A 26,002-nucleotide genomic window follows, 5' to 3' on the forward strand; every position below is an offset into this window, starting at 1 on the left:
AGGAAGAAAGATTCCATGACTCAATACCTGCTCGCCATTGACCAGGGCACCACCAGCTCCCGAGCCATTGTCTTCAGTGCCCAGGGCCTGCCGCTGGCCAGTGCGCAGCAGGAGTTCAAGCAGTACTTCCCGCAGGACGGTTGGGTCGAGCACGATGCCGAGGAAATCTGGCTAACCACTCTCAAAGTGTGTCGCGAGGCTTTGGCCAGCAAGGGCCTGAAGGCCAGCGAAGCGCTCGCCATTGGTATTACCAACCAGCGCGAGACCACCCTGGTCTGGGATGCTGCCACCGGCACGCCGATCCATCCGGCCATTGTCTGGCAGGACCGGCGCACCGCCGACTACTGTGCCGGGCTCAAGGCTGATGGGCACGAGGCGCGAGTGTCGGAGAAGACCGGCTTGCTGATCGACCCTTATTTCTCCGCCACCAAGCTGCGCTGGATTCTCGATACGGTGCCAGGTGCCCGCGAACGCGCCGAGCGCGGCGAACTGCGCTTCGGCACAGTGGATTGCTTCCTGCTGTGGCGTCTGACCGATGGCCAGGCGCATCGGACCGACGCCAGCAATGCCTCACGCACCCTGTTGTTCAACATCCACACCCAGCAGTGGGACGACGAATTGCTGGAGCTGTTCGGCATTCCGTGCAGCCTCCTGCCGGAGGTTCTGGATTGTGCCGCCGACTTCGGTGTCACAGAGCCGTCTCTGCTCGGCGCCGGTATCCCGGTACTTGGCATGGCCGGCGACCAGCAGGCCGCACTGATCGGCCAGGCCTGCTTCGAGGCGGGCATGGTCAAGAGCACCTACGGTACCGGTTGCTTCATGATCCAGAATACCGGCGACACGCCGGTGGTATCGAAGAACCGTCTGCTGACCACAGTCGGCTATCGCCTCGACGGCAAGGTCACCTATGCGGTGGAGGGCAGCATCTTCGTGGCCGGTGCCGCCGTGCAGTGGCTGCGCGACGGCATCAAGCTGATCGGCCATGCCCGCGACAGCGAGGCGCTGGCCGAGCAGACCGGTGACGCTTGTGGCGTGTACCTGGTACCGGCCTTCACCGGCCTGGGGGCTCCTTACTGGGATCCCAAGGCTCGCGGCGCCATCTTCGGCCTGACCCGCGATACCGGCATCAAGGAAATCGTCACCGCCGGCCTGCAGTCCGTGTGCTTCCAGACCCGTGACCTGCTGGAGGCGATGCGCCAGGACGGCGCGGCCGAGCCCAGCGCGTTGCGCGTGGATGGCGGTATGGTGGTGAACAACTGGGTGATGCAGTTCCTCGCCGATATCCTCGGTGTGCCGGTGGAGCGCCCGGTAGTCACCGAAACCACGGCCCTCGGCGTTGCTTATCTGGCAGGCCTCAAGGCCGGCCTCTACCAGGACTTGGATGAGATCGCCAGCCACTGGCATCGCCAGCAGCGCTTTTCGCCTCGCATGGCCGATGCCCACCGGTCCAGGCTCTATGCCGGCTGGCTGGACGCGGTGAAACGGGTGCGCAGCGAAGCCGGACAGTGATACAACTGCGCTGAGTCTCTGTCTGAGGTCGCCACATGGAATTGTGTAGTCGCCTGCCGACCCTCTTCGCTCTGTTGCTCGCCGGCCTGGGCTTCGCTGTGCTGGCCCGTGCCGAGACCCTGGTGATAGCTGCCGATCCCTGGTGCCCGATCAATTGCGCGGCCGATTCGCCTCGGCCGGGCATCTTCGTCGAGCTGGCCCAAAGCATCTTCGCCGAACATGGCATTCAGGTGCGCTACGTGACACGCAACTGGGCTCGGGTGCTCCAGCAGGTACGCCGTGGAGAGATCAATGCCGCGGTGGGGGCCGGCCGCGAAGATGCTCCCGACTTCCTCTTCACCGATACGCCGGTAGCGCTGTCACGAAACTGTTTTTACACCCTGCCTGGGTCCACCTGGCGCTTTACCGGTGTCGACTCGTTGCCGGCCGTGCGGCTGGGGGTGATCAACGACTACAGCTATGGTGAGCTGATCAATGCATACGTCTCGGCCAATCGCCGGGAAGACCAGCATGTGCAGGTGGCGTCCGGAGACCGGGCACTGGACATCAATCTGAGCAAGCTGCGCCTGGGGCGTCTGGATGCCCTGGTGGAGAACAGCTGGGTACTGCAGGCGCATCTGGCGGAGCAGGATGATTCCGTATCCGTGCGTGAGGCGGGTTGCCGTGAGCCGGACGTGCCTATCTACCTGGCTTTCTCCCCAGTCCGGCAGGATAGCGCCCGTTATGTCGAGCTGTTCGAACAGGGGCTGCAGCGTTACCGTGCCGACGGCCGCCTGAAGGCCTTGCTCGATGCTTATGGTGTCGAGGCTTCCGAGCTGTAACGGCGCAATCGAGCGCGACTGTATCGGCGTGCTTGCCATGGACATCGGCATGCTGTGGTGCAACGACCAAGGAGCACAGCATGCAACTCGAGTTTCATCAGATCGACGCCTTCACCGACCGACCATTCCACGGCAATCCGGCCATGGTCTACCGACTGGATACCTGGCTGGATGACGAGCTGATGCAGCGGATAGCCGCCGAGCACAATCAGGCCGAGACCGCCTTCGTGGTGCGCGAAGCGGCCGGCTGGCGCATTCGCTGGTTCACGCCTGCGGTGGAAATCCCGCTCTGCGGGCATGCCACTCTGGCCAGCGCCCATGTGTTGTTCGAGCAGTATGGGGAGCCGGGTGAGCGCCTGGATTTCAGCTGCATGTCCGGTGCCTTGGGTGTGACCCGTGAGCAGGGGCGCCTGGTTCTGGACTTTCCGCGTGCGCATGCGAGCGAGATCCTGGTGAGCGAAGAGCTGGAGAGAATCCTCGGGCAGAAAGTTAAGGCTGCGTTGCAGGGCAACGAGTTGCTGGTCGTGCTGGATTCCGAGCAGGCGGTGCGCGACTGCAAGCCCGACCTGCCGGCACTGGCACTCCTGGACGGGCTTGGTGTGATCGTCACGGCGCCGGGGCGCAAGCATGACTTCGTGTCGCGCTACTTCGCTCCGGGCATCGGTATCGATGAGGACCCGGTCACTGGCTCTACCCACTGCCTGCTGACGCCGTATTGGGCTGGGCGTCTGGGCAAGAGCGAGCTGCGGGCCTATCAGTGTTCGGCCCGCGGCGGCGAGTTGCACTGTCGACTGGACGGGGACAGGGTGAAGATCGCAGGCCAGGCCGTGCTGGTGGCTCGCGGTACGCTCTATCTGTAAGCAGGGCGGCCGGCGCGCCTCTGATGTCTGCCTCGTGCGGGCATCAACCGCCGCTGTAGCGGCGTACGCCGGACTCGCTGAGGTTGACCTGGGCAGCCACGCTGCCCTGGGCTGCGAACACCACCAGATGATCAGCGGCGATGCGGATGCCCACCTGCTGGCCCGGCTGATGGTCAGCATGGCTGGGGAAGATGGCTTCCAGCTGGGTGCCTGTCGGCAGTTGCAGGCGGTACAGGGTGGCTGCACCGAGGAAGGTCTTGCCGACCACCTGGGCCTGCAGGCCGCTGTCGGAGGCCGGTACGATGTCGTCCGGACGCAGCAGCACATCCACGGCACTACCCTCTGGCCATTGGTAGGCGCGATTGCCACGAATCACGCCGAGTTCGGTCTGTACCGTGTCGGGACTCTGCAGCCGACCGCGAATGAAATATCCCTGGCCGACGAAGCTGGCAACGAACGGCGTGGCTGGCTCGTGGTAGAGGTTGTACGGAGTGTCCCACTGCTCCAGGCGGCCCTTGTTGAACACGCCCACCTGGTCGCTGACGGCGAAGGCTTCCTCCTGGTCATGGGTAACCAGGATGGCGCTGGTGCCGCGGGACTTGAGGATGTCGCGCACCTCGCGGCTGAGGCGCCGGCGCAGTTCTCCGTCTAGGTTGGAGAAGGGTTCGTCGAGCAGCAGCAGCTGTGGCTCTGGCGCCAATGCACGAGCCAGCGACACGCGTTGCTGCTGGCCGCCGGACAGCTCGTGCGGGTAGCGTTTGCCGAGGTTGCCCAGCTTGACCAGTTCCAGCAGCTCGGCCACCACCTTGTCGCGTTGCGGATGCTTGCGAATGCCGAAGGCCACGTTCTCGGCCACGGTGAGGTGGGGGAACAGGGCATAGTCCTGGAACACCATGCCGATGCGGCGCTTCTCCGGTGCCAGGGTGAAACCGGGGCGGGAGATCACTTCGCCGCCCAGCTCGATCTCGCCTTCCTGCACCTGCTCGAAGCCGGCGATGGCGCGCAGGGTGGTGGTCTTGCCGCAGCCCGAAGGGCCGAGCAGACAGCCGATGTCTCCGGCGTTGAGGTGCAGGTTGAGCGTTTGTACCACGCGCATGTCCTGGTAGCCGCAAGCCAGGCCGCGCAGCGACAGCAGCATCTGGGTCATGCGCGATATCCTGGAGCGACCAGCATTTCCATCAGGGCTTTCTGGGCGTGAAGACGGTTCTCGGCCTGCTGCCAAGCCAGGGAACGTGGGTCATCGAGCAGGTCTTCACTGATTTCCTCGCCACGGTGGGCCGGCAGGCAGTGTAGGAATATCACGCTGGGGTCGGCGGCATCCAGCAGGGCGCGGTTGACCTGGTAGGGGGCGAACAGCTCGAGGCGCTTGGCGCTTTCCTCTTCCTGGCCCATGGAGGTCCATACGTCGGTGCTGACCAAGTGGGCGCCGGCCACGGCTTCTCTCGGGTCGCGGACGACCTTCACCCGGTCACCAGCGGCGGCGAGGAATTCGGCCTTCGGCTCGTAGCCCTCGGGACAGGCGATGCGCAGCTGGAAGTCGAACTGCACGGCAGCTTCCAGGTAGGTGTTGCACATGTTGTTGCCGTCGCCGACCCAGGCCACGGTCTTGCCTTTGATGCTGCCGCGCGCTTCCTCGAAGGTCTGCATGTCGGCCAGCAGCTGGCAGGGGTGCAAGTCATCGGACAGGCCGTTGATCACCGGTACTGTGCTGTGTGCGGCGAACTCGGTGAGGTTGCTGTGGGCGTAGGTGCGGATCATCACTACGTCGAGCATGCTCGACATGACGATGGCGGTGTCGCCGATCGGTTCGCCGCGGCCCAGCTGGGTGTCGCGCGGGGACAGGAAGATCGCCTGGCCGCCGAGCTGGATCATGCCGGCCTCGAAAGACAGGCGGGTGCGGGTAGAGGCCTTCTCGAAGATCATCCCCAGCACGCGGCCCTTGAGCGGCTCGAACAGCACGCTTCGCTGGCGCAGGTCCTTCAGCTCGATGGCTCGACGGATCAAGCCGCTCAGTTCCTGCGGGCTCAAGTCCATCAACGAGAGAAAGTGTCTGGCGCTCATCTTGTTCACTACCTTGGTTTCGACAACTGTCGCATCCCTGTTTTTCAGGGGAAAAGCAGCCCACACAACGGCTTGAGCCGCGAGAGGGCGACAAATGGGGGAGGCGGGATCTTATAAGGAAAAGACGCATAGGAGCAAATCGCCACCGGTGGCAGATTTTCCTGGTGCCTGGCCGTGCCGGTATGAATCGGTGGCCATGATGGCCGCCAATTCATACGTTGAAGGCAGCTGGCCAATCTCAGTGTCTGGAGCCATAGTCGCGGGATAGCGACTAGACCGGTCGTCTCGAATAGAACAATAGAGGCTAGGCCATGACCAAGACCCTCCATCACCGTGCCTGTCACCTGTGTGAGGCCATCTGCGGCCTGACCATCGAAACCGAGGATCGCGACGACGGCCGACATATCCTGTCGATCAAGGGCGATGCCTTAGACACGTTCAGCCGTGGCCATATCTGCCCCAAGGCGGTGGCGCTGCAGGACATCCAGAACGACCCGGACCGCGTGCGCCAGCCGCTGCGCAAGGTTGCCGGGCAGTGGCAACCGATTGCCTGGGACGAGGCCTTCGCGCTGGTCGCCGAGCGCTTCTCGGCGATCCAGGCCGAGCACGGCAAGAACGCCGTGGCCGTGTATCAGGGCAACCCCAGCGTGCACAACTATGGGTTGATGACCCACAGCAACTACTTTCTTGGTCAACTGAAGACGCGCAACCGTTTCTCCGCCACCTCGGTGGACCAGCTGCCGCATCACCTGACCAGCTACCTGATGTACGGCCACGGCCTGCTGCTGCCGATTCCGGACATCGACCACACTCAGTTCATGCTGATCCTCGGCGGCAACCCGCTGGCCTCCAACGGCAGCATCATGACCGTGCCGGACGTGGAGAAGCGCCTCAAGGCGCTCAAGGCCCGCGGCGGCAAGCTGGTAGTGGTAGACCCGCGGCGCAGCGAGACGGCGGCGATGGCTGACCAGCATATCTTCGTGCGTCCGGGTAACGATGCGGCGCTGCTGCTCGGCCTGCTCAACACCCTGTTCGACGAGAACTTGACCCGCGACAGCCATCTGCCGATCAACGGCCTGGAGCAGGTGAGGGCGGCCGTGGCGTCGTTCACCGCCGAAGCCATGAGCGCGCGCTGCGGCGTGCCGGCGCAGGATATACGCCAGTTGGCCCGCGACTTCGCTGCTGCCGAGTCGGCGGTGTGCTACGGACGCATGGGCGTGTCCACCCAGGCGTACGGCAGCCTGTGCCACTGGCTGATCCAGCTGATCAACCTGGTCACCGGCAACCTCGATCGTGTCGGTGGCGCGCTGTGCACCAGCCCAGCGCTGGACCTGGTGGCGACCACCTCGGGTGGCCACTTCAACGTCTGGCAGAGCCGCGTCTCCGGCCTACCGGAATACGGTGGCGAGCTGCCGGTGGCGGCGCTGGCCGAGGAGATGCTCACTCCCGGCGAGGGACAGATTCGCGCGCTGGTCACCGTGGCGGGCAACCCGGTGCTGTCCACGCCCAACGGTCGCCAGCTGGAGCAGGCACTGGACGGCCTGGACTTCATGGTCTCGGTCGATCTGTATATCAACGAGACCACCCGCCACGCCGACCTGATCCTCCCGCCCACCGCGCCGCTGGAGCACGATCATTACGACACCACCTTCAACGTGTTCGCCGTGCGCAACGTCACCCGCTTCAACGAGCCGGTGCTTGCCAAGCCGCAAGGCGCGCTGGACGACTGGGAGATCTTCGTCGGCCTGGCCAAGGCCTTCGCCGCCAGGCAGGGCGCCGAGCTCAAGCCGACCATGCCGCCTGCGCAAATGATCGACATGGGTCTGCGTTTCGGACCCTACGGCGACAAGTCCGAACACAAGCTCAGCCTGGCGACGCTGCGCGAAGCACCGCATGGCATCGACCTGGGCCCGCTGCAGCCGAACCTGGCTGCGCGGCTGAAGACCGAGGCGAAGGTCATCGAGGCTGCGCCGGAGCTGCTGGTGGCGGATCTCGCGCGCTTCGCCGCCGAGCCGTTGCCGGCCGAGGGCGAACTGGTGCTGATCGGCCGTCGCCACGTGCGCAGCAACAACTCCTGGATGCACAACTACCAGCGCCTGGTGAAGGGCAAACCGCGTCATCAACTGCTGATGCACCCGCAGGACATGGCCGGGCGCGGCCTGGCCGATGGTCAGCGAGTACGGGTGCAGTCGCGGGTTGGCATGATCGAGGTGGAGGCGGTAGCCAGTGACGAGATGATGCCCGGCGTGGTCAGCCTGCCGCACGGCTGGGGGCATGCCCGCCCGGGTGTGCAGATGGGCATCGCCAGCGCTCAGCCGGGGGCCAGCGCCAATGATCTGACCGACGACCGCCAGCTGGATGCCGTGTCCGGTAATGCCGCGTTAAACGGCGTTCCGGTGCGCGTCGAGGCGGCCTGAATACGGCTACAGATGTACGCCGTAGCGTGCGTAGATCTTGTCGATGGTGCCCTGCTGCTTGAGCTGGATGATTGCCGCGTCCAGCCGCTCCAGCCAGGCGGCATGTTTCGGGTGGACACGCATGCTCACGTCATAGGCGCTGATCACGTCGCCAAGCTCCAGCTGCCGGTATTCCTCGACCTGGAGCTGGTTGTACTGGGCGACGGCCTTGTTGGCGATGACCTGATCGAAGCGTGATCTGGCCAGCATGTCCAGCAACTGCTGTTCGTTCAGGGCGTTGCGCCTATCCAACTGGCCGGAGGCGATCAGCGGAGCCAGTTCGGGGTAGGCATAGCCACGCACCATGCCCACCGACTTGCCGCGCAGGTCTTCCGGTTGCTTCACGGGAAAGGCCTTGTGTGGGGCGAACACCATGACATCGACCACCTTGCCGAAGGGGGCGGAGAAGAGTCCGGGGGTCGGTTGACTCTTTACCCAGCCAGGATAGACGCCAGGTTCCAGGTCCAGCTGACCTTCGTTGAACAGCAGGCCGATGCGCGGATAGGGGAGGTACTGCACGTCGAAGCGATCGCCCGTGAGCTTGGCCAGTTCGTTGAGAATGTCCTGGTAGATGCCACTGCGACCGTCCTCGATCATCATCGGTGGATAGTCGTAGAAGCCGACTTCGAAGGTGTCGGCCAGGGCACCCTGCGCGAGGCCGGAGATGCACAGCACGTTTACTGCCTTGGTCAGCCACTTCACTGCATCGTCCTCGACTCCTGCCGGTGCATGTTTGCAGTCTAGTTGCCCGAGTCCGGAGAGAGCCAGGCTGTGGCATGTCGTCCCATCCCCGAGCCCGCTAGTAGGTCTTTCGTGTACAATCGCCGCACCGCGCCCGGCACAGGTCCGGGGTAGTTCAGATGAGGTGAGTCGTGGATATTATCGATACCATCAAAGAGCAGATCGCCAACAACACCATCCTGCTGTACATGAAAGGCTCGCCGAATGCGCCGCAGTGCGGTTTCTCGTCGCGCGCCGCGCAGGTGGTGATGGCCTGTGGCGAGAAGTTCGCCTACGTGGACATCCTGCAGAATCCGGAAATCCGTGCCAACCTGCCGAAGTACGCCAACTGGCCGACCTTCCCGCAGCTGTGGGTCGGCGGTGAGCTGGTTGGTGGCAGCGACATCATGACCGAGATGTTCGAGAAGGGTGAGCTGCAGACCCTGATCAAGGATGCCGCTGACAAGGCCAAGGCCGAGTAAGCTGAAGCACGTCCAGAAGAAGCCGATGCCTCTGCATCGGCTTTTTTGTGCCCGCAGTGTTTACAGCAGGCGCACCCGTGGTGGTGCTGGCGGCAGGCCGCAGCCAGTCTGCCCGGCCGCTTCCAGGTAGGGCGTGAGGATCGGTGCCATGCCCTTGAGCACCTGCACCGGCAGCGCCGAGGTGAAGCGGAAGCCTTCCGCCGCCTGGCCCGGGACGAAGGCGGTGAGGGTGCCGAAGTGGCGTGGGCCCAGGTAGAAGACGAAGGTCGCTGTGCGGTTCATGGCTCGTGAACTCAACACGTGGCCGCCTCGTGTAACGCTCTCGATACGGTTGTCGCCGGTGCCGGTCTTGCCGCCAAGCACCAACGGCGTGCCGTCGGCCAACTGGAAGCTACCGTGCAGGCGTCGCGCGGTACCGGCCTCGACCACCTGTGACAGGGCACCGCGCAGGGTGGCGGCTACTTCCGAGGGCATCACTCGCTCGCCCCGCTGGCTGTCCTGTTGCAGCAGCGTTTCATAGGGGGTATCTGCAGCGAAATGCAGTCGGTCGATGCGCACGCTGGGCTGGCGGATACCGTCGTTCTGGATGATGCCCATCAGCTCGGCCAGCGCCGCCGGGCGGTCGCCCGAGCTGCCGATGGCGGTGGCCAGCGACGGCACCAGGTGTTCGAACGGGTAGCCCAGGCGCTGCCAGCGCTGGTGGATGTCGAGGAACGCTTCGACCTCCAGCAGGGTACGGATGCGGCTGTCGCGGGCGCTCTTGTGGCGGGTCTTGAACAGCCAGCCGTAGACCTCCTGTCGCTCCTCGGCGCTGGCGGCCACGGCATCCTTGAAGGTCGCCTGCGGTTTTTCGATCAGATAGCCCAGCAACCACAGCTCCAGCGGATGTACACGGGCGATGTAGCCCTGGTCAGGCAGGCTCCAGGCGCCGGGGCCATAGTCCAGGTACAGGCCGTGGATCTTCTTGTCGGTCAGCTTCTCGGCCTTGACGTTGGCGTGGGCGCGGATGAAGGCGGCGAAGGTCGCTTCGTCCACTTCCGGCATCAGATAGCGGTGCACGGCGGCCAGGCGTACGGCGGTGGGGCGCAGACCTTCGAGGAAGGTGTCGAGGCGCTCCTGGGCGCTTTGCTTCTGGTACTTGCGCCAGAAGCGCAGGAGGAAGGTGGTGCCCTCGCGGTCGGCGAAGCGCTTGAGGTAGCCCTCGCGTAGCGGGTGCTTGTCGTCCTGTAGCAGGGCGGCGCTGTTACTGGCGCCGTGGTAGGTGCTGTAGCGCACCAGATCGCGCAGCAGGCGGATGAAGGGCAGGTTGATCGACTCCTGCAGGGCCACGCGCAGGGTGGGGATGCGCGCGTTGTCTTCGCGCTTGAAGTTGCTGAAGGTGTGCGCGCCGCCGCCGGTGAAGAAGGTCTCGTAGGGGCTGGCTGAGTACTTGCGCTCCAGCGCGGCTTCGAGCGTGTCGCGCAGGCCGAGGTCGGGCTGGGCGATCAGTTGGTCGAGCACCCAGCGGCTCAGGTGATCCTGCGGCGCCACCTCGACCTTGCGTAGCGTCTCGGGACTCTGCCCGGCGTAGCGGCCATGCAGCTCGGCGATCACCTCCAAGTAGGTAGTCAGCACGCGCAGTTTGGCGGTGGAGCCCAGTTCCAGCTTGCTGCCCTCGTTGATGTCGAACGGCTGGTCGGTGCTGTCGGTTTGCACCCGTACCCGCGCGCCGTCCGGGCTGCGCTCGAACAGGGTGAAGCTGTAGCGCACCTCGGCGGTCTTCTCCGGCGACAGCAGGCGTTCGCCATACAGGCCGACCTGGCCGGCGAACTCGGGGTCGGCCAGCTGGCGCAGGTAGCGACTGACCTTCTGCTGCAGATCGTCGTTGAGCGTGCTGGTGGCGGCCAGGTCGAGGCGGTCGAGGTCGTACAGCGGCATGTTGAGCAGCGTGGACAGCCGCGAGCGCGCCACGCTGATGCCCTTGTTGCCCTGCACCGGCTGGATCGCCGGATACTGCTCCAGATCGCGGAAGCTCAGCTTCTGCGCCAGTGCGGCCTCGCGTAGCGCGCTGTCGATCACGCGGCCTGTGGCCAGCAAGCGGATGTGGCTGTCGACCAGCGCCTCCAGTTCCTTGCGACCCTGGGCCAGGTAATAGGAGGGGCGGCGCTGGGCGATCATCAGCGCCAGCACCTGGCGCAGCGCCAACCCACGCTCGGCGTTGCTCGCTGCCGGTGTGCGCTGGCGGTCGAGCAGGGCGTTGACCCGCGTGAAGTCGGCACCGAACCATACCCGCAAACCATCGGCCAGGCCGTGCACCTCGCCGTGGCCCGGCGCTGCGGAGAGCGGCACGCTGTTCAGGTAGTCGCGCACTATCTCCTGGCGCGCGGCGTAGGTATCCGGTCCCTGGCTGTAAGCGCGCACGCTGGCTGAGATCATCTGGCGCAGCTTCTCCATGGCCGACAGGGTCAGGCCATCCGGCGAGTGTCGGTATTTCTCTAGCTGGGTGGCCAGGGTGCTGCCGCCGGCCGATTGCTCCTGCATCGCGAAGTTCTTGCCCACCTGTGACAGCGCCGCCTTGGCGAAGCGCGGCCAATCCACCGCCGGGTTGGCGTGCGGCTGGTCCTGGTCGAGCAGATGGCGGTTCTCGATGAACAGCAGACTATTCACCACCAGCGGCGGGATGTCGTCGAAGCCTGGGTAGAGTTGGTGCGGGTAGTGGAACAGGTACAGCGGCTCGCCACGGCAATCGCTGATGGCCAGGCCGGCCTGGACTTTTTCACTGAAGGGGGGGAAGAAACCGTGTTCGCCGTAGGCCAGCAGAGCTGGGGATTGGCGAGCTTGTGTGGTGATCAGGAAATGTCGCTGTTGCAGGCGCTCCAGCAGCAGCGGCAGATGGGCGTAGCCCAGGCGTTTGTCGAAGGGGCCGTCACGGGGGAAGGCGATATGCTCGCTGGCGCCGGGCTCCACCCGGTAGTCCAGGCGCGTGGCATAGTGGCTGAACTCGCGGGCCTGGAAGAAGGCGGTGCGCAGCTCGTGCCAGGCCAGCAGGCCGAGCACCACCAAGAGGGCAGCCAACAGAAGCCAGACCATCGGCTTCAGATGGGACCGCTGTGCGTTCGAGGCAACGGCCAGGTCCGGTTCGCTCACATGGAGCGCAGCCTGGGATGCCTCCGTTTGCCATAGTGCGCCCATGATCGACCAACCTGCTTCTCGATACGGGATGCCTTGAGAACAAGCTTAGTCGCTGAGGCGGATGAGGGACGGAAGATGGCGATGGATGAACACCAGGAACGCCTGGCGCGCAGCTGGCAATCCAACGCGGAGGGCTGGACGCGCACGGTGCGCGAAGGGCGGATCGAGAGCCGGAGGCTGGTTACCGATACGGCCATCGTTGCCGCTGCGCAGGCATTGCATCCTAAGCGTGCGCTGGACATCGGCTGCGGTGAGGGTTGGCTGTGTCGCGCCCTGGAGGCGTCGGGTGTAGAAATGGTCGGGGTCGATGCCTGTGCGACGCTGATCGCCTCGGCGCAGGCCATGGGGGCAGGGCAGTATCACGTGTGCGGGTATGCCGATCTGGCTGGCTCAGGGCTGGGGAAATTCGATCTGCTGCTGTGCAACTTTGCTCTGCTGGATGAGCACTTGCAGCTGCCGCTGCAAAGCTGGCGTGACCTCCTGCGGCCTGGAGGTCGGTTGCTGATCCAGACCGTGCATCCATATAGCACCGGTGAGGTTTATGAGGATGGCTGGAGGCTCGAGCGCTTCGAAGGTTTCGGCGAAGGCTTCCCCGAAGCGATGCCTTGGTACTTTCGTACCCTGGAGTCCTGGCTGGCGCTGCTGGCCGATGCCGGTTGGACGCTGGAGAAACAAGTGGAGCCGTTGCATCCCCGGACCGGCAAGCCCGCGTCCCTGCTGTTGCAGGCGGTCTGACCTTCATCGGTGCGCACGGCCCACCCTACGGGAAGGTGTCATACCGTAGGGTGCGCCGTTGCTAACGGGCGCCATAGAGCAACTGCGGCGGTAATTCCTGTGGCGCCGGCCGGGTGCGGCGCTGGCCGACGTTCTTGATGAAGTCCAGCCAGATCGCCAGCACCATCATCAGACCCAGGCCGACCATGGCGGTGGCGATACGCACCAGCCAGTGTTCGTCGAGCAGGTTGTTGGCGGCATCGGCCAACGGCGCCAGCACCACGCCGAGACAGAACACCTCCAGCGAGTACTGGCCCATACGGCACATTTCCCGCGCCGGCCAGCGCGTCAGCCATTCACCGGTCGGCAGTACCACCGCGACGCAGTAGGCAAGGGCAAGGAAGTGCAGCAGGCGCAGAGGCGACAGGTCAGTCTTGTCGATGGGGTAGATCAGGTCGGCCATCGCCTGCGGCATCCAGTCGTCCGGCAGTGGCAGTTTCCACGACAGAGCCAGGGCGGCGCCCAGTACCAGGTACACGGCGCAGACGATGAACAGCGGGTTGGTGGCGCTGGGGCGCGGGGCATCCGCCGGGCGACGCTGGGAGTACAGGGCCGCGCCGCCGCCGAGGAAGAACAGGAACTGCCAGGCCAGCGGATTGAAGAACCACTCGCCGCCCTGTGGGCCGGCCAGGTTCATGTCGGGCAGCGGTGCCAGCAGGTAGAGTAGGCACGAGCCACCGAGCAGCGCCACTGGCCAGCGCAGCAGCAGTGGCAGGCACACCGGCAGGGCGCCCAGCAGCACGATGTACAGCGGCAGCGGGTCCATCAGGTTGGGTTTGAAGCGCAGCAGCAGCTCATCGGTGACCGCCTGCTGTGGGTGGCTGAGGAAATAGTCCAGGCCCATGGCGCCGACAAAATCCTTCTGTTCGACGTGGTTGTTGGTGAAGAACACGATGCCCATCAGCACCGCCAGCAGGAAGATGTGTGCCACATAGAGCACCCACACCCGGCGCAGGATGCGCAGGCAGGCGACCAGGTAGCCGTCGCGCTGCAGCAGCTTGCCGTAGGCCAGCACGGCGGCGTAGCCGGCGAGAAACACGAAGATCTCCGCGGCGTCGCTCAGACCGTAATTGCGTGGAGTGACCTGGCCCAGTGGGTTGCCGGGAATGTGGTCCCAGAAGATGAATACCAGCGCCAACCCACGGAAGAGGTCGATGCGCAAATCACGGCCGCTCTGCGTCATGGTGCGTACTCGCTTGGCACGGACGGACCCGTTCCGTCCGCAGGCTCGATAACGCTCTGACTCTCGCAGGTTGCCGGTTGATGCGCCGGCATGACCAGCGGTCATTCCGGCTGGGGGCGGGAGGCCGTATCAGCAGTGCGCACGGTCCTCTGTGTAGCGGCGCAGCACCCATTGGCCGGCCGGGCGAGCGAACAGCTGGTCGAGGAAGGCCTGGGTCTCCGGGCCGTGGCCTGCAATGTGTTCCCAGGGCGTGCCGGCGGGGGTGAACAGTGGGCCGTACAGCGCGGCAGCTGCTACGTCCGCCAGGCTCAGCTGGTCGCCGACCAGATAGCGCGCCGGGTCGCCGCCGGTGAGCTGTTCGATCAGGTCGAGCCCGGCCAGTAGCTCCTCGCGGGACTTGGCCACCCGGTCCGGGCGGATACCGTAGAGCTTCTTCACCCCATCAATCAGCAGCGGCTTCATCAGGTCGCGCAAGCCGAACCAGGGGCGGTAGACCTTGAGCATGGCGTGCATCACCGTGCTCCAGTCTTCGATCTGGCCGTACAGCCAGCGGCGCACGTGCACGCCGAGGCGGTCGAAGCGTTCTTCCAGCTCCAGGATCTGCGCGCGCTGCTCGGCGTCCTGCGGCAGCAGCGGCCGCTCGGGGTAGCGCTGCTCCAGGTGCAGGGCGATGGCGGTAGAGTCGCCCACCACCTGCTCGCCGTCACGCAGGATCGGCAGGGTGACGATATCGGCCAGGCGCTTGCTCTGCAGACGATGGAAGCCGGGGAAGAGGTTGTCCACCCGGTAATCGAGGCCCTTGTGGTCCAGGTGCCAGCGGGTCTTCTCGCAGTAGTGGGAGATCGGGAACTGGTACAGGGTGCGCATGGGCTGCGGCCTTTCGCGGGAGGAAAGGCCGGAGTGTAATGAATCGTTAGCTGACTAAGAAGTCGCGCTCGGCGCGAAGCTCTCGGCCCTGGCCATGGCCCACATGCGTCGGTAGAACTCGCCGTCGATCCTGCCGTCGAGCAGCTCGCCGGGCTTGAGGAATACGTGCAGCTGCGAGTAGAGCTTGATCTCGCTGGCCGACATGCGCCGCACCAGGTGCTTGGCCTCGATCTGCGAGGGATGGCCGAGGCCGGCCGCGGCGATCATCTCGGCCAAGCCCTTCATGGTGTTGCGGTGGAAGTTGTGCACCCGCTGGGCCTTGTCCGGCACCACCAGGGCGCGCTGGCGCAGGCGGTCCTGGGTGGCCACGCCGGTCGGGCACTTGTTGGTGTGGCAGCTCTGCGACTGGATGCAGCCGATGGCGAACATGAAGCCGCGCGCCGAGTTGGCCCAGTCGGCGCCCAGAGCCATGACGCTGGCGATGTCGAAGGCGCTGACGATCTTGCCGCTGGCGCCGAGGCGGATCTTGTCGCGCAGGTTGATTCCGACCAGGGTGTTGTGCACCAGCAGCAGGCCCTCGCGCAGCGGCACGCCGATATGGTCGGTGAACTCCAGCGGTGCCGCGCCGGTACCGCCTTCCTTGCCATCGATGACGATGAAGTCGGGCAGGATGCCGGTCTCCAGCATGGCCTTGGCGATGCTCATGAACTCCCAGGGATGCCCAAGGCACAGCTTGAAGCCCACCGGCTTGCCGCCGGACAACTCGCGCAGCTGCGCGATGAACTGCAGCAGCTCGATCGGCGTGGAGAAGGCGCTGTGGCGCGCCGGCGAGATGCAGTCCTGGCCCATGGGTACGCCACGGGTCAGGGAGATTTCCTCGGTCACCTTGTGCTTGGGCAGGATGCCGCCGTGGCCGGGCTTGGCGCCTTGCGAGAGTTTGATCTCGATCATCTTCACCTGCGGGCTGGCGGCCTGCTCGGCGAAGCGCGCGGGGTCGAAGCGACCGTCCTCGCCACGGCAGCCGAAATAGCCGCTGCCCAGCTCCCACACCAGGTCGCCGCCATGCTCGCGATGGTAGGGGCTGATGCTGCCCTCGCCGGTGTCGTGGTAGAAGCCGCCGAGCTGGGCACCCTGGTTCAGGGCGCGGATGGCGTTGGCGCTAAGCGAGCCGAAGCTCATCGCCGAGATATTGAACACCGAGGCCGAGTAGGGCTGGCGGCATTGCGGCCCGCCGACGGTGACGCGGAAGGTGGCGGGGTCGCAGTGATCGGCCGGCAGCATGGAGTGGCCGATAAATTCGAAGCCGCTCTGGTACACGTCGCTGAGGGTGCCGAACGGCTTGTCGGCCCCTTCGTTCTTCGCTCGCGCATACACCAGCGAGCGTTGTGCACGGGAGAACGGCAGCTTGTCGCCGTCGGCCTCCAGCAGGTACTGGCGGATCTCCGGGCGGATGCTCTCCACCAGGTAGCGGATGTTGCCGAGGATCGGGTAGTTGCGCCGCACCGCCTGGCGCGTCTGCAGCAAGTCGTTGATGCCGACCAGGCTGAGCAGTGCGCCGAGCAGGGTCAGCGCCCACAACCATTCATGGGCGCCGACAAAGGGCAGGCTGAGCAGGGTGAACAGCACGCAGAACGCGAAGAAGGCATAGCGATTCAGCAGCGACAGACTCATGGGACTTCCTTATGGCTGGTGCGCCAGGCAAGGGTAGCGTCAGCGGCGCCGTCTTGCCGCCTCGCTTCAACCGCGCGCGGCGCTGACCCCGGCCAGGGTGGCGAAGGAGGTGTCCTTGGCGGTGAGCAGGAAGTCGCGCATGAAGGGTGCATCGAGCATGTCGCTGCGGATGCCGGCCTGCAGGGTGGCGAACAGGCCGCGCTCGCCCAGGCGCTTGGCGGTGACATAGCCGCGCGAGCTGTACTCGTGCAGCGCCCAGTTGGGCAGGCTGCACACGCCACGGCCGCTGGCCACCAGCTGCATCATCATCACCGTCAGCTCGGAGGTGCGCACCTGGGCCGGTTCCACGTCGGCCGGTTCGAGGAAGCGGGTGAAGATGTCCAGACGATCACGCTCCACCGGGTAGGTGATCAGGGTTTCCTTCTCCAGGTCCTCGGGGACGATATAGGGCCGGCTGGCCAGCGCGTGCTGGTTGGCCACCGCCAGCAGCGCCTCGTAGGTGAACAGCGGCACGTAGGTGATACCGGGCAGGTCCACCGGGTCGGAGGTCACCACCAGGTCCAGGTCGCCACGGGCCAGTGCCGGCAGCGGGGCGAAGGAGAAGCCCGAGGCCAGGTCCAGCTCGACTTCCGGCCAGGCATCACGGAACTGGTCGATGGTCGGCATCAGCCACTGGAAGCAGCTGTGGCATTCGATGGCCATGTGCAGGCGCCCTGCGGTGCCACCGGCCAGGCGCGCCATATCGCGCTCCGCTGCGCGCAGTTGCGGCAGCAGGCTGTCGGCCAGTTGCAGCAGGCGCAGGCCGGCGCTGGTGAAGCGCACCGGCTTGGTCTTGCGCACGAACAGCTGCATCCCCAAGCGTTCTTCCAGCTCCTTGAACTGGTGCGACAGCGCCGACTGGGTCAGGTGCAGGCGCTCGGCGGCCTCCACCAGGCTGTCGGTCTCACGTAGGGCGTGCAGGGTCTTGAGGTGGCGCAATTCCAACATGAGCGAATCTCAATGAGTAAAACTTGTGATCATCACGAATATGTTGAGTTTGTCTCATGCAGTGCCGGCTGTCGAGAATGTGCGCCATTCACGAACACTGGAGATAGACAGATGGCATTGGCACACAACCTCGGCTTCCCACGCATTGGCCGCGACCGCGAACTGAAAAAGGCCCAGGAGGCATTCTGGAAAGGCGAGCTGGACGAAGCCGGCTTGCGCGCCGTTGGCCGCGAGTTGCGTGCCGCTCATTGGCAGATCCAGAAGGACGCCGGCATCGAGCTGCTGCCGGTTGGCGACTTCGCCTGGTACGACCAGGTGCTGACCCACTCGCTGACCTTCGGCGTGATCCCCGAGCGTTTCCACACCCACGGCGGTAAGCCCACCCTGGAGACCTTGTTCGGCATGGCGCGCGGCGTCACTCAGCACAGCTGCTGCGGCGGTGCCCACGCCCAGGAGATGACCAAGTGGTTCGACACCAACTACCACTACCTGGTCCCCGAGTTCAGCGCTGACCAGCAGTTCAGCCTGAGCTGGGAACAGCTGTTCGAAGAAGTGGAAGAGGGCAAGGCCCTGGGCCATAACCTCAAGCCGGTACTGATCGGCCCGCTGACCTACCTGTGGCTGGGCAAGGAGAAGGGCAGCGACTTCAACCGCCTGGACCTGCTCGAACGCCTGTTGCCGCTCTATGGTGAAATCCTCCAGCGCCTGGCTGCCCAGGGCATCGAGTGGGTGCAGATCGACGAGCCGATCCTCGCCCTCGACCTGCCGCAGGACTGGAAGAACGCCTTCGAGCGCGCCTACAACCTGCTGCAGAAAGAGCCGGGTAAGAAACTGATCGCCACCTACTTCGCCGGCCTGGAAGACAACCTCGGCCTGGCCGCCGGCTTGCCGGTGGACGGTCTGCACATCGACCTGGTGCGCGCTCCGGAACAGTTCCCCACCATCCTCGACCGCTTGCCGGCCTACAAGGTGCTGTCGCTGGGCGTGGTCAACGGCCGTAACGTCTGGCGCGCCGATCTGGAAAAGGCCCTGGAGGTACTGCAACAGGCCCAGGAGCGTATCGGTGAGCGTCTGTGGGTCGCCCCGAGCTGCTCGCTGCTGCACAGCCCGGTCGACCTGGCCCGCGAAGACAAGCTGGACGCGGAACTTGCGAGCTGGCTGGCCTTCGCCGTGCAGAAGTGCGCCGAAGTGGCCCTACTCACCGCCGCGCTGAACGACCCGCAGAGCGCCAAGGTCCAGACCGCGCTGACCGAAAGCCGCGCCGTACAGGCCAGCCGTGCGCAGTCACCGCGTATCCACAAGCCGGCCGTGCAGGCTCGCCTGGCCGCGATCAGCGCCGCCGATAGCCAGCGTCAGTCGCCGTTTGCCGCCCGTATCGAGGTGCAGCGTGCCCGCCTGAATCTGCCGGCATTCCCCACCACCACCATCGGTTCCTTCCCGCAGACCTCGGCCATTCGCCTGGCCCGCCAGTCGTTCAAGGCCGGCAAGCTGTCCGAGGCCGAGTACACCGAAGCCATGCACAGCGAAATTCGCCATGCCGTGAGCATCCAGGAGCAACTGGGCCTGGACGTGCTGGTGCACGGCGAGGCCGAGCGTAACGATATGGTCGAGTACTTCGCCGAGCAGCTCGACGGCTATGCCTTCACCCGCTTCGGCTGGGTGCAGAGCTACGGTTCGCGCTGCGTGAAACCGGCGGTGATCTACGGCGATCTGAGCCGTCCGCAGCCGATGACGGTTGCCTGGATCGAGTACGCCCAGCGCTGCACCGACAAGGTGATGAAAGGCATGCTGACCGGCCCGGTGACCATGCTGATGTGGTCCTTCCCGCGTGACGACATCTCCCGCGAGCAGCAGGCGCGTCAGCTGGCCCTGGCCATCCGCGACGAAGTGGTCGACCTGGAAGCGGCCGGCATCAAGGTCATCCAGATCGACGAGGCCGCCTTCCGCGAAGGCCTGCCGCTGCGCAAGGCGCAATGGCAGGGCTACCTGGACTGGGCCACCGAGTCGTTCCGCCTGACCGCCTCTGGCGTGCGTGACGAAACCCAGATCCACACCCACATGTGCTACAGCGAGTTCAACGACGTGATTGAGTCCATCGCCGCCATGGATGCCGACGTGATCACCATCGAGACCTCGCGTTCGGACATGGAGCTGCTGGACGCCTTCGAGCGCTTCGAGTACCCCAACGAGATCGGCCCAGGCGTGTACGACATCCACTCGCCGCGCGTGCCGGACAGCACCGAAATGGTTCGCCTGATGAGGAAGGCCGCCCAGCGCGTGCCGGCCGAGCGTCTGTGGGTCAACCCGGACTGCGGCCTGAAGACCCGCGGCTGGCCGGAGACCGAAGCGGCGCTGGTCAACATGGTGGCGGCGGCGCGCCAGCTGCGTAGCGAACTGGCCTGATCCAGCTCTTTAGAAAGGCCGATCAACAGGCGGGGCGGGGCACGCAGGTGTCGCGTCCCGCCTTGGCGTTTCTGGGCACCGCGCAGGCTGCAGCCCTGGCGCGCTGGTCATTCAGCCTGAACCGCAGCGGCGCTCCAGGGGTCGGAATTCTTGCAGGGATACCGAGTCGGTCGATCAGGGCCGGGTCGCCCGAATGCAGGAGATGCCCCGATGGTCATGCACTACAAAGTCTCCGGCCACCTCGCCTGTGGCTCCCATGGAGAAAAGCTGCCTTCCACCACCGAGCTGAACAAGGTGAAGTGCCGCAACTGTCGCAAGACGGAAGCTTTCACCGAAGCGCGCCGCACGACGCGCAATGCGGCTCGTCGTGCGGCGCGCCGGGAGAAGAACGCACGAGCCAGCAACGATTGGCGAACTGCCTGGGTACAGCGCCTCAGCGGCCTGCCGGGACGGCAACGCCTGCCACGAGGTTTCGGTGAGCAGGCATTCGTTTAGCCTGATGGGATCGCTACCAGGCTGAGCAGGTAGTCGTCGAATTCAGTGTACTGACCACTCAGCCTGGCTCCTGTGCCCCACTCTGGACTCAGGTTGATCAGCAGACGCAGCTCGGCTTGTCCGTCTTCGCTCCACGTGAGCAGCTCGGCATCGTGGAAGTAAAAGCGGGTGAGTAGCAGTGGGTAGAGCGCCTTGAACAGGCTTTCCTTGAGCGAGAAGGTCAGGGTGACCAGGCGCGCAAAGGGGGCGGGCGCCAGCCCGGTCGCGCGTTCCAGCTCTCGCGGAGTGAGAATCTCGCCGGCCAGCTTGGCGGCGCGCTCGGCGCCCAGGCGCTTTTCCACATCCAGTCCCAGGCCGCTCCACTGGCAACGGCTGCCGACGATGGCGAGGGCTTCACCGGCCCCGTGAGTGATGGAGCCCACGACAGCCTCCGGCCAGATGGGCACGCCGTCTTCATCTCTTCCCGGAACCATAGGCTGTCCGCACAGCCTGTGCAGGGCTTCGCGCGCGCAGAGGCGACCTGCGAGGTACTCACCCTGTCGCTTGGCTACGCCACGTATCGGTTCAACTGAGCAGTATCGGAAATCATCCGCGGCTAGCCGCGTGTGATCGAAGCGGGCGCGCACCAGGCAGGTAGCTGCCGGTTGTAGCGATGCGGGGGTAGGCTGAAGCTGGAAGAAGTCGGGAAAGTGCGTACTCATGGACGGCATTCTGCCGTGGGTGGCCGAGGCGGGCCAACCGTTTACATTTCTTTGCACGATAACAACGAAGAGCTACAAATCAAACGCTTGTTTCATGCCAAATTAAGGCCTGCGTTCCTTCGGGAGCGCTGGTGAGGTTGTAGCCGCGGCTAGGTGTCCCCTTCCGTGGTTTTTTGACTCTACAGAATCGAGTGCGGGAGCCCTGAGTGGCTCCCGTTTTTTTTGCCGCTCGCCCTACTTGGCGCTATCGCATGCAGTCATCGCGGTGATGCGAAGTTGCGGATCGGAGATTCTGAGTACGCGCCTGATGCAGTTGTCGTACTGGTCTGTTGCTGACTGGGAGGAGGTGGCAGGTATGAGCAGCGCTGGTACCTGTGCGGCCTGTGGGATCAGTGTGCTATCCAGCGCCATGGTGATTTCATGATCCGTCAGCACCTGATTGAGGACGTCGGCGCCAGCAGTGAGAAAGTTCGTGATCGCTCCACTACCTTTCGCGCTCTTGCTGGCCAGGACTTGGCCTCGCTCGTCCTTGACCTCCACCGTCACGTCGTAGTCGAACCTCACGCTCATGTAGGCATCGGATTTCCACTCGCGAATGGACAGTACCAGCAGGTGAGCACCTGGGGCTGAAGCGCGATCTCGGTTATGGCTTGCTTTGGCCTCGACTGCGTAGTTGCGGGATAGCGCCGATATGATGGCAGTCTGCAGATCGGTGCCCAGGCCAAGCCCGCTCGCGGTGGTGATGTTGTAGGGGTTGTAGTAGAGCGCCCTAGATACGCCCACGAAGTGCGGTCCTTTCTTCCCGCTGAGGATGTAGGGGCGCTGGTCGGATGTGGCTACTTCGATGACCTTCTTCTCGGTCGAAGGCTTGAGTGGAATATTCGGAGCTGCTGCCCGATAGTCCACGCGGACACCAAAGGCGCATCCCGTGAGCAGAGTCATGCAAGCGATTACTGCAATGTTTCTAAGGATCATGAGCGGTTCCTTCTACTTCACGCCATCACATAGCGACATGGATTCAAGCCGCAGGCGCTCATCTTGGACTCTAAGGACTCGAGCCATGCACTGGTCATACGAGAGTGCTTGTGATGGCGGAGGGGCGGTGGAGGCTGGTTGGACCGTCGCCGCTGGTGCCAGGCGTTTGGGCGGAGTACCAATGCCTTGATACAGCAGGCCACCGTTGGCCACGCAGTCAAAATCTTCTGGATTCTCGAGCTGATAGGCGATCCCTTCTCCGATCGGGCGAATGAAGAAGATTCCTCGAAACGCCAGGTCCTGCCGCATCGTGGTGTCTTCCAGCAGATCGGCGCCTATGGCCCGAGCCTCCTCGACCATGGTTTGGCGCACTGGCTCGAAGCTCCCTGGTGATCCCTTGCGCCCCTTGAGCACGCCGATATAGGTCTTTTTCACGGACTCCGGTGTTTTCCCCGGAAGCAGGCAGACCGGGCCTGAGTGTTTGCCCAAGCCTATCGCATAGCCTCGGCCACCTTCGTTGAAGGTCCTGGCCTTCAAGCCGCATCCGGTCACCAGGACCAATGCAAGCGTTGCAACAGCGAACCTGGTAACAGCCATAACAACCTCATTGATGTTATCTGGCCATCATACCTTGTTGTTTCGCTTGTCACATTGCCGCTCTCCACGAGAGAGCAAGGCAATCGGGCTCTGGGGCTGATGGTGTCGACTCTGCTCTAATACCCAGTGGTTGGGCGGAGAAACAAAAAAGCCCGCACTAGGCGGGCTTTTCTGAAGTGTTTCCTGAGTCGCTGGTTACAGCTGAGGAAACCGGGAAATGGTCGGAGCGACTGGATTCGAACCAGCGACCTTCTCGTCCCGAACGAGACGCGCTACCAAGCTGCGCTACGCTCCGAAGGATGGCGCGCATTCTACCGAAAAAGTTTTGTTGCACAAGGTCTTAGCTGAATTTTTTTGCCGATGGTATTGGTCTTGGAGTTGTACCGGTGGTGTCGTTCTGGCCTGCGGTCTCGTTGATTCTCGTGATGGTCACTGTGCAGGTGGGGCAGGCTGTGATGGCCGCCTCAAGTCTGGATGTCGGCGGCTGGCGTGGCACTGGTGAGGAGGTCCGGGGTATTCAGATTTGCCAGCCGGGGGTCGTGCTCAGCGCAAGCGAGCTCGTGTATTCCCAGCGGCATCAGCGCTCGTCGGGGGCTGCGCTCCCCGGCACGCCACGCATTCTGCAACGAAGGCAGGAATGCTATGGGCAGCACGCAGAAGAGCGGCTCCCACTGCTCGCCACGGCGGATCAGCACAGCCTTGTCCGGGTCTTGCTCGGCTCTTGCTCGCATTGCCTGGATCAAGGGGGCGTCCACCTTGGGAGCATCGCAGGGTAGAACCAGCAGATGTGAATAGCGCGCGGTGGCGAGGCCGGCAAGAATTCCGGCGAAGGGGCCCGGGTAGCCTTCCTCCCCGTCAGCCACCAGTCGATCCGCATAGGGCCGATATTGCTCGGTGTTGCGGTTGCAGGAAATGATCAGGTCATCGGTGAGCGGTCGCACTACCGCGTGCAGATGAGCGACCAGTGGTTTCCCCTGCCAGTGCAGCAATCCCTTGTCCCGACCACCCATGCGGTGGCCTTGGCCGCCGGCCAACAGCAGGATGGAGCAGGGGAGAGGTGCATTGACGGTCATCAGGGAATTCCAGCTTGGGCGCGTGATATAACACCGGCCTGACTTTCCCCACAACCGGATACCGCCATGAGTCACAAGGCCGAAGCGGCTTTCACGCCCCTGAACATTGCCGTTCTCACCGTCAGCGATACCCGCTCCCTGGAAACGGATACGTCTGGCCAGTTGTTCGTCGATAGGCTCACCCTGGCGGGGCACAAGCTCGCCGCTAGAGTGCTGTTGAAGGACGACCTGTATCGTATTCGAGCACAGGTGGCGCGGTGGATTGCCGAGGATGACGTGCAGGTGGTGCTGATCACCGGTGGTACCGGCTTCACGGGGCGCGACAGTACTCCCGAGGCGGTTGCCTGCCTGCTGGACAAGCATGTGGATGGCTTCGGGGAGCTCTTCCGACATGTCTCTCTGGCAGACATAGGTACATCGACCATTCAATCGCGGGCATTGGCCGGGCTCGCCAACGGAACGTTGGTTTGTTGCCTGCCGGGCTCGACAAACGCTTGCCGTACCGCCTGGGACGGCATCCTCGGTGAGCAACTGGATAGTCGCCACCGTCCCTGCAATTTCGTTCCTCATCTGAAGAAGGCTGACGCCTGCGAGAGCCGCGGATGAGCCTGATCCCGGTCGAGGAGGCGCTTCAGCGTTTGCTGGCGATGGCCGATCAAGGCGTGCCACTGGAACAGGAGGAGGTGCCGCTCGACGAGGCCGACGGGCGTGTGCTGTCGTCAGATCTGCTGGTGCCGTTGGATCTGCCACCCTGGCCGAACAGCGCGATGGACGGCTATGCATTGCGGCATGCGGATTGGCAGGGAAAACCGCTGCCTGTCAGCCAGCGTATTCTCGCCGGCCAGGCGCCGGAGCCTCTGCTGCCTGGGACCTGCGCGCGGATCTTCACCGGTGCTCCGCTGCCAGATGGCGCCGATACCGTCGAGATGCAGGAGAACGTGGAACTTCGAGACGGCCATGTGTACTTCGTGCAGCCGCTCGGCCTAGGACAACATGTTCGATTGCAGGGTCAGGAGGTACGAGCCGGAGAGCAGGTGCTGGCAGCCGGATCTCGCATGGGGCCGGTGGAGCTGGGGCTGGCGGCCTCGCTCGGTTACGCGAGGTTGATGGTGTGGCGCAGGGTGCGCGTCAGCCTTGTCTCCAGCGGGGATGAACTGGTGGAGCCGGGATTGCCACTCGCTCCCGGACAGATCTACAACAGCAATCGCCGGCTGCTTATGGCCTGGCTTCGCCGCGTCGGGTGCGAGGTCCGTGATGCCGGAATCATGCCCGATGATCCGCAGCGAACCCGGGAGATCCTGGCAGCACAGGTCGGTAGCGATCTCATTCTCTCGACGGGTGGCGTATCGGTCGGTGAAGCCGATTTTTTGGGTCAGGTGCTGCGGGAAGAAGGGGAGCTCGAACTGTGGAAGCTGGCCATCAAGCCTGGCAAGCCGCTGACTTGCGGTCGCTTCCGTGGCATACCGGTGCTCGGTCTGCCAGGCAACCCGGCGTCTACGCTGGTTACCTTCGCTCTGCTGGCGCGTCCTTATCTGCTGCGTCGGATGGGCGTTCAGGATGTCGCACCGCGCATGATCGAGGTACCGGCCGGTTTCTCCTGGCCCAAGTCCGGCACACGGCGCGAATACCTGCGAGCGCGTCTGGAGGATGGGCAGGCGATCATCCACCCGAATCAGAGCTCGGGAGTGCTACGCAGCGCTGCCTGGGCGGATGGGCTGGTGGAAATTCGAGAGGGGCGCACGCTGGTGGAGGGTGAGCCGGTGCGCTTCGTCGCTTTGAGTGAATTGCTGGGCTGAGCCCGTTTCCGCTACGGATCGATGGCGGCGGAGGCAGTTATCCTGAAATACGCAAGCGGGCGTGCTCAGCGTCCTTCCTTGCTGTAGTGGGCCCCGCGGTCATAGACCTCCAGAACCTTGCACTCGACCTTCGAGCTGAACTGGAGCTTGTTGTCATCCGAGTAGGGGATATAGAACAGAATCGCGTTTTCGCTATATGCCGGCTCCAGGCACTGATGAGTCCGGATATAGAGAAGATCATCCATCGTGGAATAGATGTCCCTGTCGTATTGCTTGATAAGCATTCTCACCGGGTCGTCGTCGGCTGCATTGGCCAATGCGGGAATCACCAGCGAAAATATCGACAGGAGCAGCGCAGTGTTCCTGATTGAAGTCTCGTGAATCATAAGATGACTCCGTC

23 protein-coding genes and 1 tRNA gene are annotated in these 26,002 nt (G+C 64.2%); 10 read left to right on the plus strand and 14 right to left on the minus strand.

Translation table 11 applies throughout. From position 1 onward, the window contains the following. Window positions 1-15 precede the first annotated feature (15 nt). The 3 genes from glpK to IB234_RS10185 all read left to right on the plus strand — a co-directional run bounded on the left by glpK (window position 16) and on the right by IB234_RS10185 (window position 3,190). The gene (gene glpK, locus IB234_RS10175) at window positions 16-1,509 is read left to right on the plus strand and encodes a glycerol kinase GlpK (protein ID WP_192317094.1); all 1,494 of its coding nucleotides are present in this window, start codon (window positions 16-18) and stop codon (window positions 1,507-1,509) included. Window positions 1,510-1,544: 35 nt separating this feature from the next. Continuing rightward, on the plus strand, window positions 1,545-2,330 hold the full coding sequence (locus IB234_RS10180) for a substrate-binding periplasmic protein (protein WP_192317097.1): 786 nt from the start codon (window positions 1,545-1,547) through the stop codon (window positions 2,328-2,330). A gap of 80 nt (window positions 2,331-2,410) precedes the next feature. Beyond that, window positions 2,411-3,190: a PhzF family phenazine biosynthesis protein gene (locus IB234_RS10185; RefSeq protein WP_192317099.1), complete on the plus strand. Its 780-nt coding sequence runs from the start codon at window positions 2,411-2,413 to the stop codon at window positions 3,188-3,190. Between the two features lie 43 nt (window positions 3,191-3,233). Here IB234_RS10185 and IB234_RS10190 read toward each other — a convergent pair whose 3' ends face one another. Together IB234_RS10190 and argF are read right to left on the minus strand one after the other, a co-directional pair. After that, a complete protein-coding gene (locus IB234_RS10190; protein WP_192317101.1) occupies window positions 3,234-4,337 on the minus strand; it encodes an ABC transporter ATP-binding protein in 1,104 nt (367 codons plus the stop codon). Next, window positions 4,334-5,251, minus strand: a complete 918-nt coding sequence (gene argF, locus IB234_RS10195) for an ornithine carbamoyltransferase (RefSeq protein ID WP_192317104.1) — start codon at window positions 5,249-5,251, stop codon at window positions 4,334-4,336. The genes IB234_RS10190 and argF overlap by 4 nt, the downstream gene beginning before the upstream one ends. A 311-nt stretch (window positions 5,252-5,562) precedes the next feature. Between argF and IB234_RS10200 the strand changes: the two genes are divergently transcribed. Continuing rightward, entirely contained in the window at window positions 5,563-7,668 is a 2,106-nt protein-coding gene (locus IB234_RS10200) for a molybdopterin oxidoreductase family protein (protein ID WP_192317106.1), read from the plus strand. Between the two features lie 6 nt (window positions 7,669-7,674). On the opposite strand, the gene IB234_RS10205 is transcribed toward IB234_RS10200, so the two are convergent. After that, the gene (locus IB234_RS10205) at window positions 7,675-8,409 is read right to left on the minus strand and encodes a substrate-binding periplasmic protein (RefSeq protein ID WP_192317108.1); all 735 of its coding nucleotides are present in this window, start codon (window positions 8,407-8,409) and stop codon (window positions 7,675-7,677) included. 170 nt (window positions 8,410-8,579) lie between these two features. Here IB234_RS10205 and grxD point away from each other — a divergent pair, with 170 nt between their 5' ends. Then, window positions 8,580-8,909, plus strand: coding sequence for a Grx4 family monothiol glutaredoxin (gene grxD / locus IB234_RS10210; protein ID WP_192317110.1), 330 nt, complete (start codon window positions 8,580-8,582; stop codon window positions 8,907-8,909). Between the two features lie 60 nt (window positions 8,910-8,969). On the opposite strand, the gene IB234_RS10215 is transcribed toward grxD, so the two are convergent. After that, entirely contained in the window at window positions 8,970-12,080 is a 3,111-nt protein-coding gene (locus IB234_RS10215) for a transglycosylase domain-containing protein (RefSeq protein WP_192317113.1), read from the minus strand. A gap of 81 nt (window positions 12,081-12,161) precedes the next feature. On the opposite strand from IB234_RS10215, the gene IB234_RS10220 reads away from it, so the two are divergent. Continuing rightward, the gene (locus IB234_RS10220; RefSeq protein ID WP_192317115.1) at window positions 12,162-12,815 is read left to right on the plus strand and encodes a class I SAM-dependent methyltransferase; all 654 of its coding nucleotides are present in this window, start codon (window positions 12,162-12,164) and stop codon (window positions 12,813-12,815) included. Between the two features lie 61 nt (window positions 12,816-12,876). On the opposite strand, the gene IB234_RS10225 is transcribed toward IB234_RS10220, so the two are convergent. The 4 genes from IB234_RS10225 to metR form a co-directional block, all read right to left on the minus strand. Further along, window positions 12,877-14,037 (minus strand): OpgC family protein, encoded by a 1,161-nt coding sequence (locus IB234_RS10225; protein ID WP_192317117.1) that lies wholly within the window; start codon window positions 14,035-14,037, stop codon window positions 12,877-12,879. 129 nt (window positions 14,038-14,166) lie between these two features. Beyond that, the gene (locus IB234_RS10230) at window positions 14,167-14,904 is read right to left on the minus strand and encodes a glutathione S-transferase family protein (protein WP_192317119.1); all 738 of its coding nucleotides are present in this window, start codon (window positions 14,902-14,904) and stop codon (window positions 14,167-14,169) included. 54 nt (window positions 14,905-14,958) lie between these two features. Further along, the gene (locus IB234_RS10235) at window positions 14,959-16,575 is read right to left on the minus strand and encodes an FMN-binding glutamate synthase family protein (protein WP_192317121.1); all 1,617 of its coding nucleotides are present in this window, start codon (window positions 16,573-16,575) and stop codon (window positions 14,959-14,961) included. A gap of 66 nt (window positions 16,576-16,641) precedes the next feature. Next, the gene (gene metR, locus IB234_RS10240; RefSeq protein WP_192317123.1) at window positions 16,642-17,562 is read right to left on the minus strand and encodes a transcriptional regulator MetR; all 921 of its coding nucleotides are present in this window, start codon (window positions 17,560-17,562) and stop codon (window positions 16,642-16,644) included. 111 nt (window positions 17,563-17,673) lie between these two features. On the opposite strand from metR, the gene metE reads away from it, so the two are divergent. Both metE and IB234_RS10250 read left to right on the plus strand, forming a co-directional pair. After that, entirely contained in the window at window positions 17,674-19,965 is a 2,292-nt protein-coding gene (gene metE, locus IB234_RS10245) for a 5-methyltetrahydropteroyltriglutamate--homocysteine S-methyltransferase (RefSeq protein ID WP_192317125.1), read from the plus strand. Between the two features lie 210 nt (window positions 19,966-20,175). Further along, window positions 20,176-20,460, plus strand: a complete 285-nt coding sequence (locus tag IB234_RS10250; protein ID WP_192317127.1) for a hypothetical protein — start codon at window positions 20,176-20,178, stop codon at window positions 20,458-20,460. Here IB234_RS10250 and IB234_RS10255 read toward each other — a convergent pair. From IB234_RS10255 to mobA, 5 genes are all read right to left on the minus strand, one after another. After that, window positions 20,457-21,170, minus strand: a complete 714-nt coding sequence (locus tag IB234_RS10255) for a 4'-phosphopantetheinyl transferase family protein (protein WP_225580467.1) — start codon at window positions 21,168-21,170, stop codon at window positions 20,457-20,459. The two genes, IB234_RS10250 and IB234_RS10255, sit on opposite strands and share 4 nt — an antisense overlap. Before the next feature lie 225 nt (window positions 21,171-21,395). Next, window positions 21,396-22,136 (minus strand): hypothetical protein, encoded by a 741-nt coding sequence (locus tag IB234_RS10260; RefSeq protein ID WP_192317132.1) that lies wholly within the window; start codon window positions 22,134-22,136, stop codon window positions 21,396-21,398. A gap of 12 nt (window positions 22,137-22,148) precedes the next feature. Then, complete coding sequence (locus IB234_RS10265; protein WP_192317134.1) at window positions 22,149-22,733, minus strand: hypothetical protein; 585 nt, start codon at window positions 22,731-22,733, stop codon at window positions 22,149-22,151. A gap of 218 nt (window positions 22,734-22,951) precedes the next feature. Then, window positions 22,952-23,028 (minus strand) — tRNA-Pro (locus tag IB234_RS10270). Window positions 23,029-23,197: 169 nt separating this feature from the next. Continuing rightward, entirely contained in the window at window positions 23,198-23,806 is a 609-nt protein-coding gene (gene mobA, locus IB234_RS10275) for a molybdenum cofactor guanylyltransferase MobA (protein ID WP_192317136.1), read from the minus strand. 66 nt (window positions 23,807-23,872) lie between these two features. On the opposite strand from mobA, the gene moaB reads away from it, so the two are divergent. Then, window positions 23,873-24,412, plus strand: a complete 540-nt coding sequence (gene moaB, locus IB234_RS10280; protein WP_192317138.1) for a molybdenum cofactor biosynthesis protein B — start codon at window positions 23,873-23,875, stop codon at window positions 24,410-24,412. Then, a complete protein-coding gene (glp, locus tag IB234_RS10285; RefSeq protein ID WP_192317140.1) occupies window positions 24,409-25,602 on the plus strand; it encodes a gephyrin-like molybdotransferase Glp in 1,194 nt (397 codons plus the stop codon). Before moaB ends, glp begins: the two co-directional genes overlap by 4 nt. Window positions 25,603-25,667: 65 nt before the next feature. Here the strand turns inward: glp and IB234_RS10290 are convergent, their stop codons facing one another. Next, a complete protein-coding gene (locus IB234_RS10290) occupies window positions 25,668-25,988 on the minus strand; it encodes a hypothetical protein (protein ID WP_192317142.1) in 321 nt (106 codons plus the stop codon). Window positions 25,989-26,002 lie beyond the last annotated feature (14 nt).

The sequence above is a fragment of the Pseudomonas sp. PDM16 genome, from assembly GCF_014851865.1.
Taxonomy (GTDB): Bacteria; Pseudomonadota; Gammaproteobacteria; order Pseudomonadales; family Pseudomonadaceae; genus Aquipseudomonas.

What these genes read in the sequence shown, in the direction of transcription:
- metR (WP_192317123.1), bottom strand. Translation starts at nt 17,562, where the DNA reads ATGTTGGAATTGCGCCACCTCAAGACCCTGCACGCCCTACGTGAGACC.
- IB234_RS10185 (WP_192317099.1), top strand. Translation starts at nt 2,411, where the DNA reads ATGCAACTCGAGTTTCATCAGATCGACGCCTTCACCGACCGACCATTC.
- IB234_RS10235 (WP_192317121.1), bottom strand. Translation starts at nt 16,575, where the DNA reads ATGAGTCTGTCGCTGCTGAATCGCTATGCCTTCTTCGCGTTCTGCGTG.
- IB234_RS10220 (WP_192317115.1), top strand. Translation starts at nt 12,162, where the DNA reads ATGGATGAACACCAGGAACGCCTGGCGCGCAGCTGGCAATCCAACGCG.
- IB234_RS10180 (WP_192317097.1), top strand. Translation starts at nt 1,545, where the DNA reads ATGGAATTGTGTAGTCGCCTGCCGACCCTCTTCGCTCTGTTGCTCGCC.
- IB234_RS10230 (WP_192317119.1), bottom strand. Translation starts at nt 14,904, where the DNA reads ATGCGCACCCTGTACCAGTTCCCGATCTCCCACTACTGCGAGAAGACC.
- IB234_RS10255 (WP_225580467.1), bottom strand. Translation starts at nt 21,170, where the DNA reads ATGCCGTCCATGAGTACGCACTTTCCCGACTTCTTCCAGCTTCAGCCT.
- IB234_RS10290 (WP_192317142.1), bottom strand. Translation starts at nt 25,988, where the DNA reads ATGATTCACGAGACTTCAATCAGGAACACTGCGCTGCTCCTGTCGATA.
- metE (WP_192317125.1), top strand. Translation starts at nt 17,674, where the DNA reads ATGGCATTGGCACACAACCTCGGCTTCCCACGCATTGGCCGCGACCGC.
- glp (WP_192317140.1), top strand. Translation starts at nt 24,409, where the DNA reads ATGAGCCTGATCCCGGTCGAGGAGGCGCTTCAGCGTTTGCTGGCGATG.
- glpK (WP_192317094.1), top strand. Translation starts at nt 16, where the DNA reads ATGACTCAATACCTGCTCGCCATTGACCAGGGCACCACCAGCTCCCGA.
- IB234_RS10190 (WP_192317101.1), bottom strand. Translation starts at nt 4,337, where the DNA reads ATGACCCAGATGCTGCTGTCGCTGCGCGGCCTGGCTTGCGGCTACCAG.
- mobA (WP_192317136.1), bottom strand. Translation starts at nt 23,806, where the DNA reads ATGACCGTCAATGCACCTCTCCCCTGCTCCATCCTGCTGTTGGCCGGC.
- IB234_RS10265 (WP_192317134.1), bottom strand. Translation starts at nt 22,733, where the DNA reads ATGGCTGTTACCAGGTTCGCTGTTGCAACGCTTGCATTGGTCCTGGTG.
- IB234_RS10215 (WP_192317113.1), bottom strand. Translation starts at nt 12,080, where the DNA reads ATGGGCGCACTATGGCAAACGGAGGCATCCCAGGCTGCGCTCCATGTG.
- IB234_RS10250 (WP_192317127.1), top strand. Translation starts at nt 20,176, where the DNA reads ATGGTCATGCACTACAAAGTCTCCGGCCACCTCGCCTGTGGCTCCCAT.
- moaB (WP_192317138.1), top strand. Translation starts at nt 23,873, where the DNA reads ATGAGTCACAAGGCCGAAGCGGCTTTCACGCCCCTGAACATTGCCGTT.
- IB234_RS10225 (WP_192317117.1), bottom strand. Translation starts at nt 14,037, where the DNA reads ATGACGCAGAGCGGCCGTGATTTGCGCATCGACCTCTTCCGTGGGTTG.
- argF (WP_192317104.1), bottom strand. Translation starts at nt 5,251, where the DNA reads ATGAGCGCCAGACACTTTCTCTCGTTGATGGACTTGAGCCCGCAGGAA.
- IB234_RS10260 (WP_192317132.1), bottom strand. Translation starts at nt 22,136, where the DNA reads ATGATCCTTAGAAACATTGCAGTAATCGCTTGCATGACTCTGCTCACG.
- IB234_RS10200 (WP_192317106.1), top strand. Translation starts at nt 5,563, where the DNA reads ATGACCAAGACCCTCCATCACCGTGCCTGTCACCTGTGTGAGGCCATC.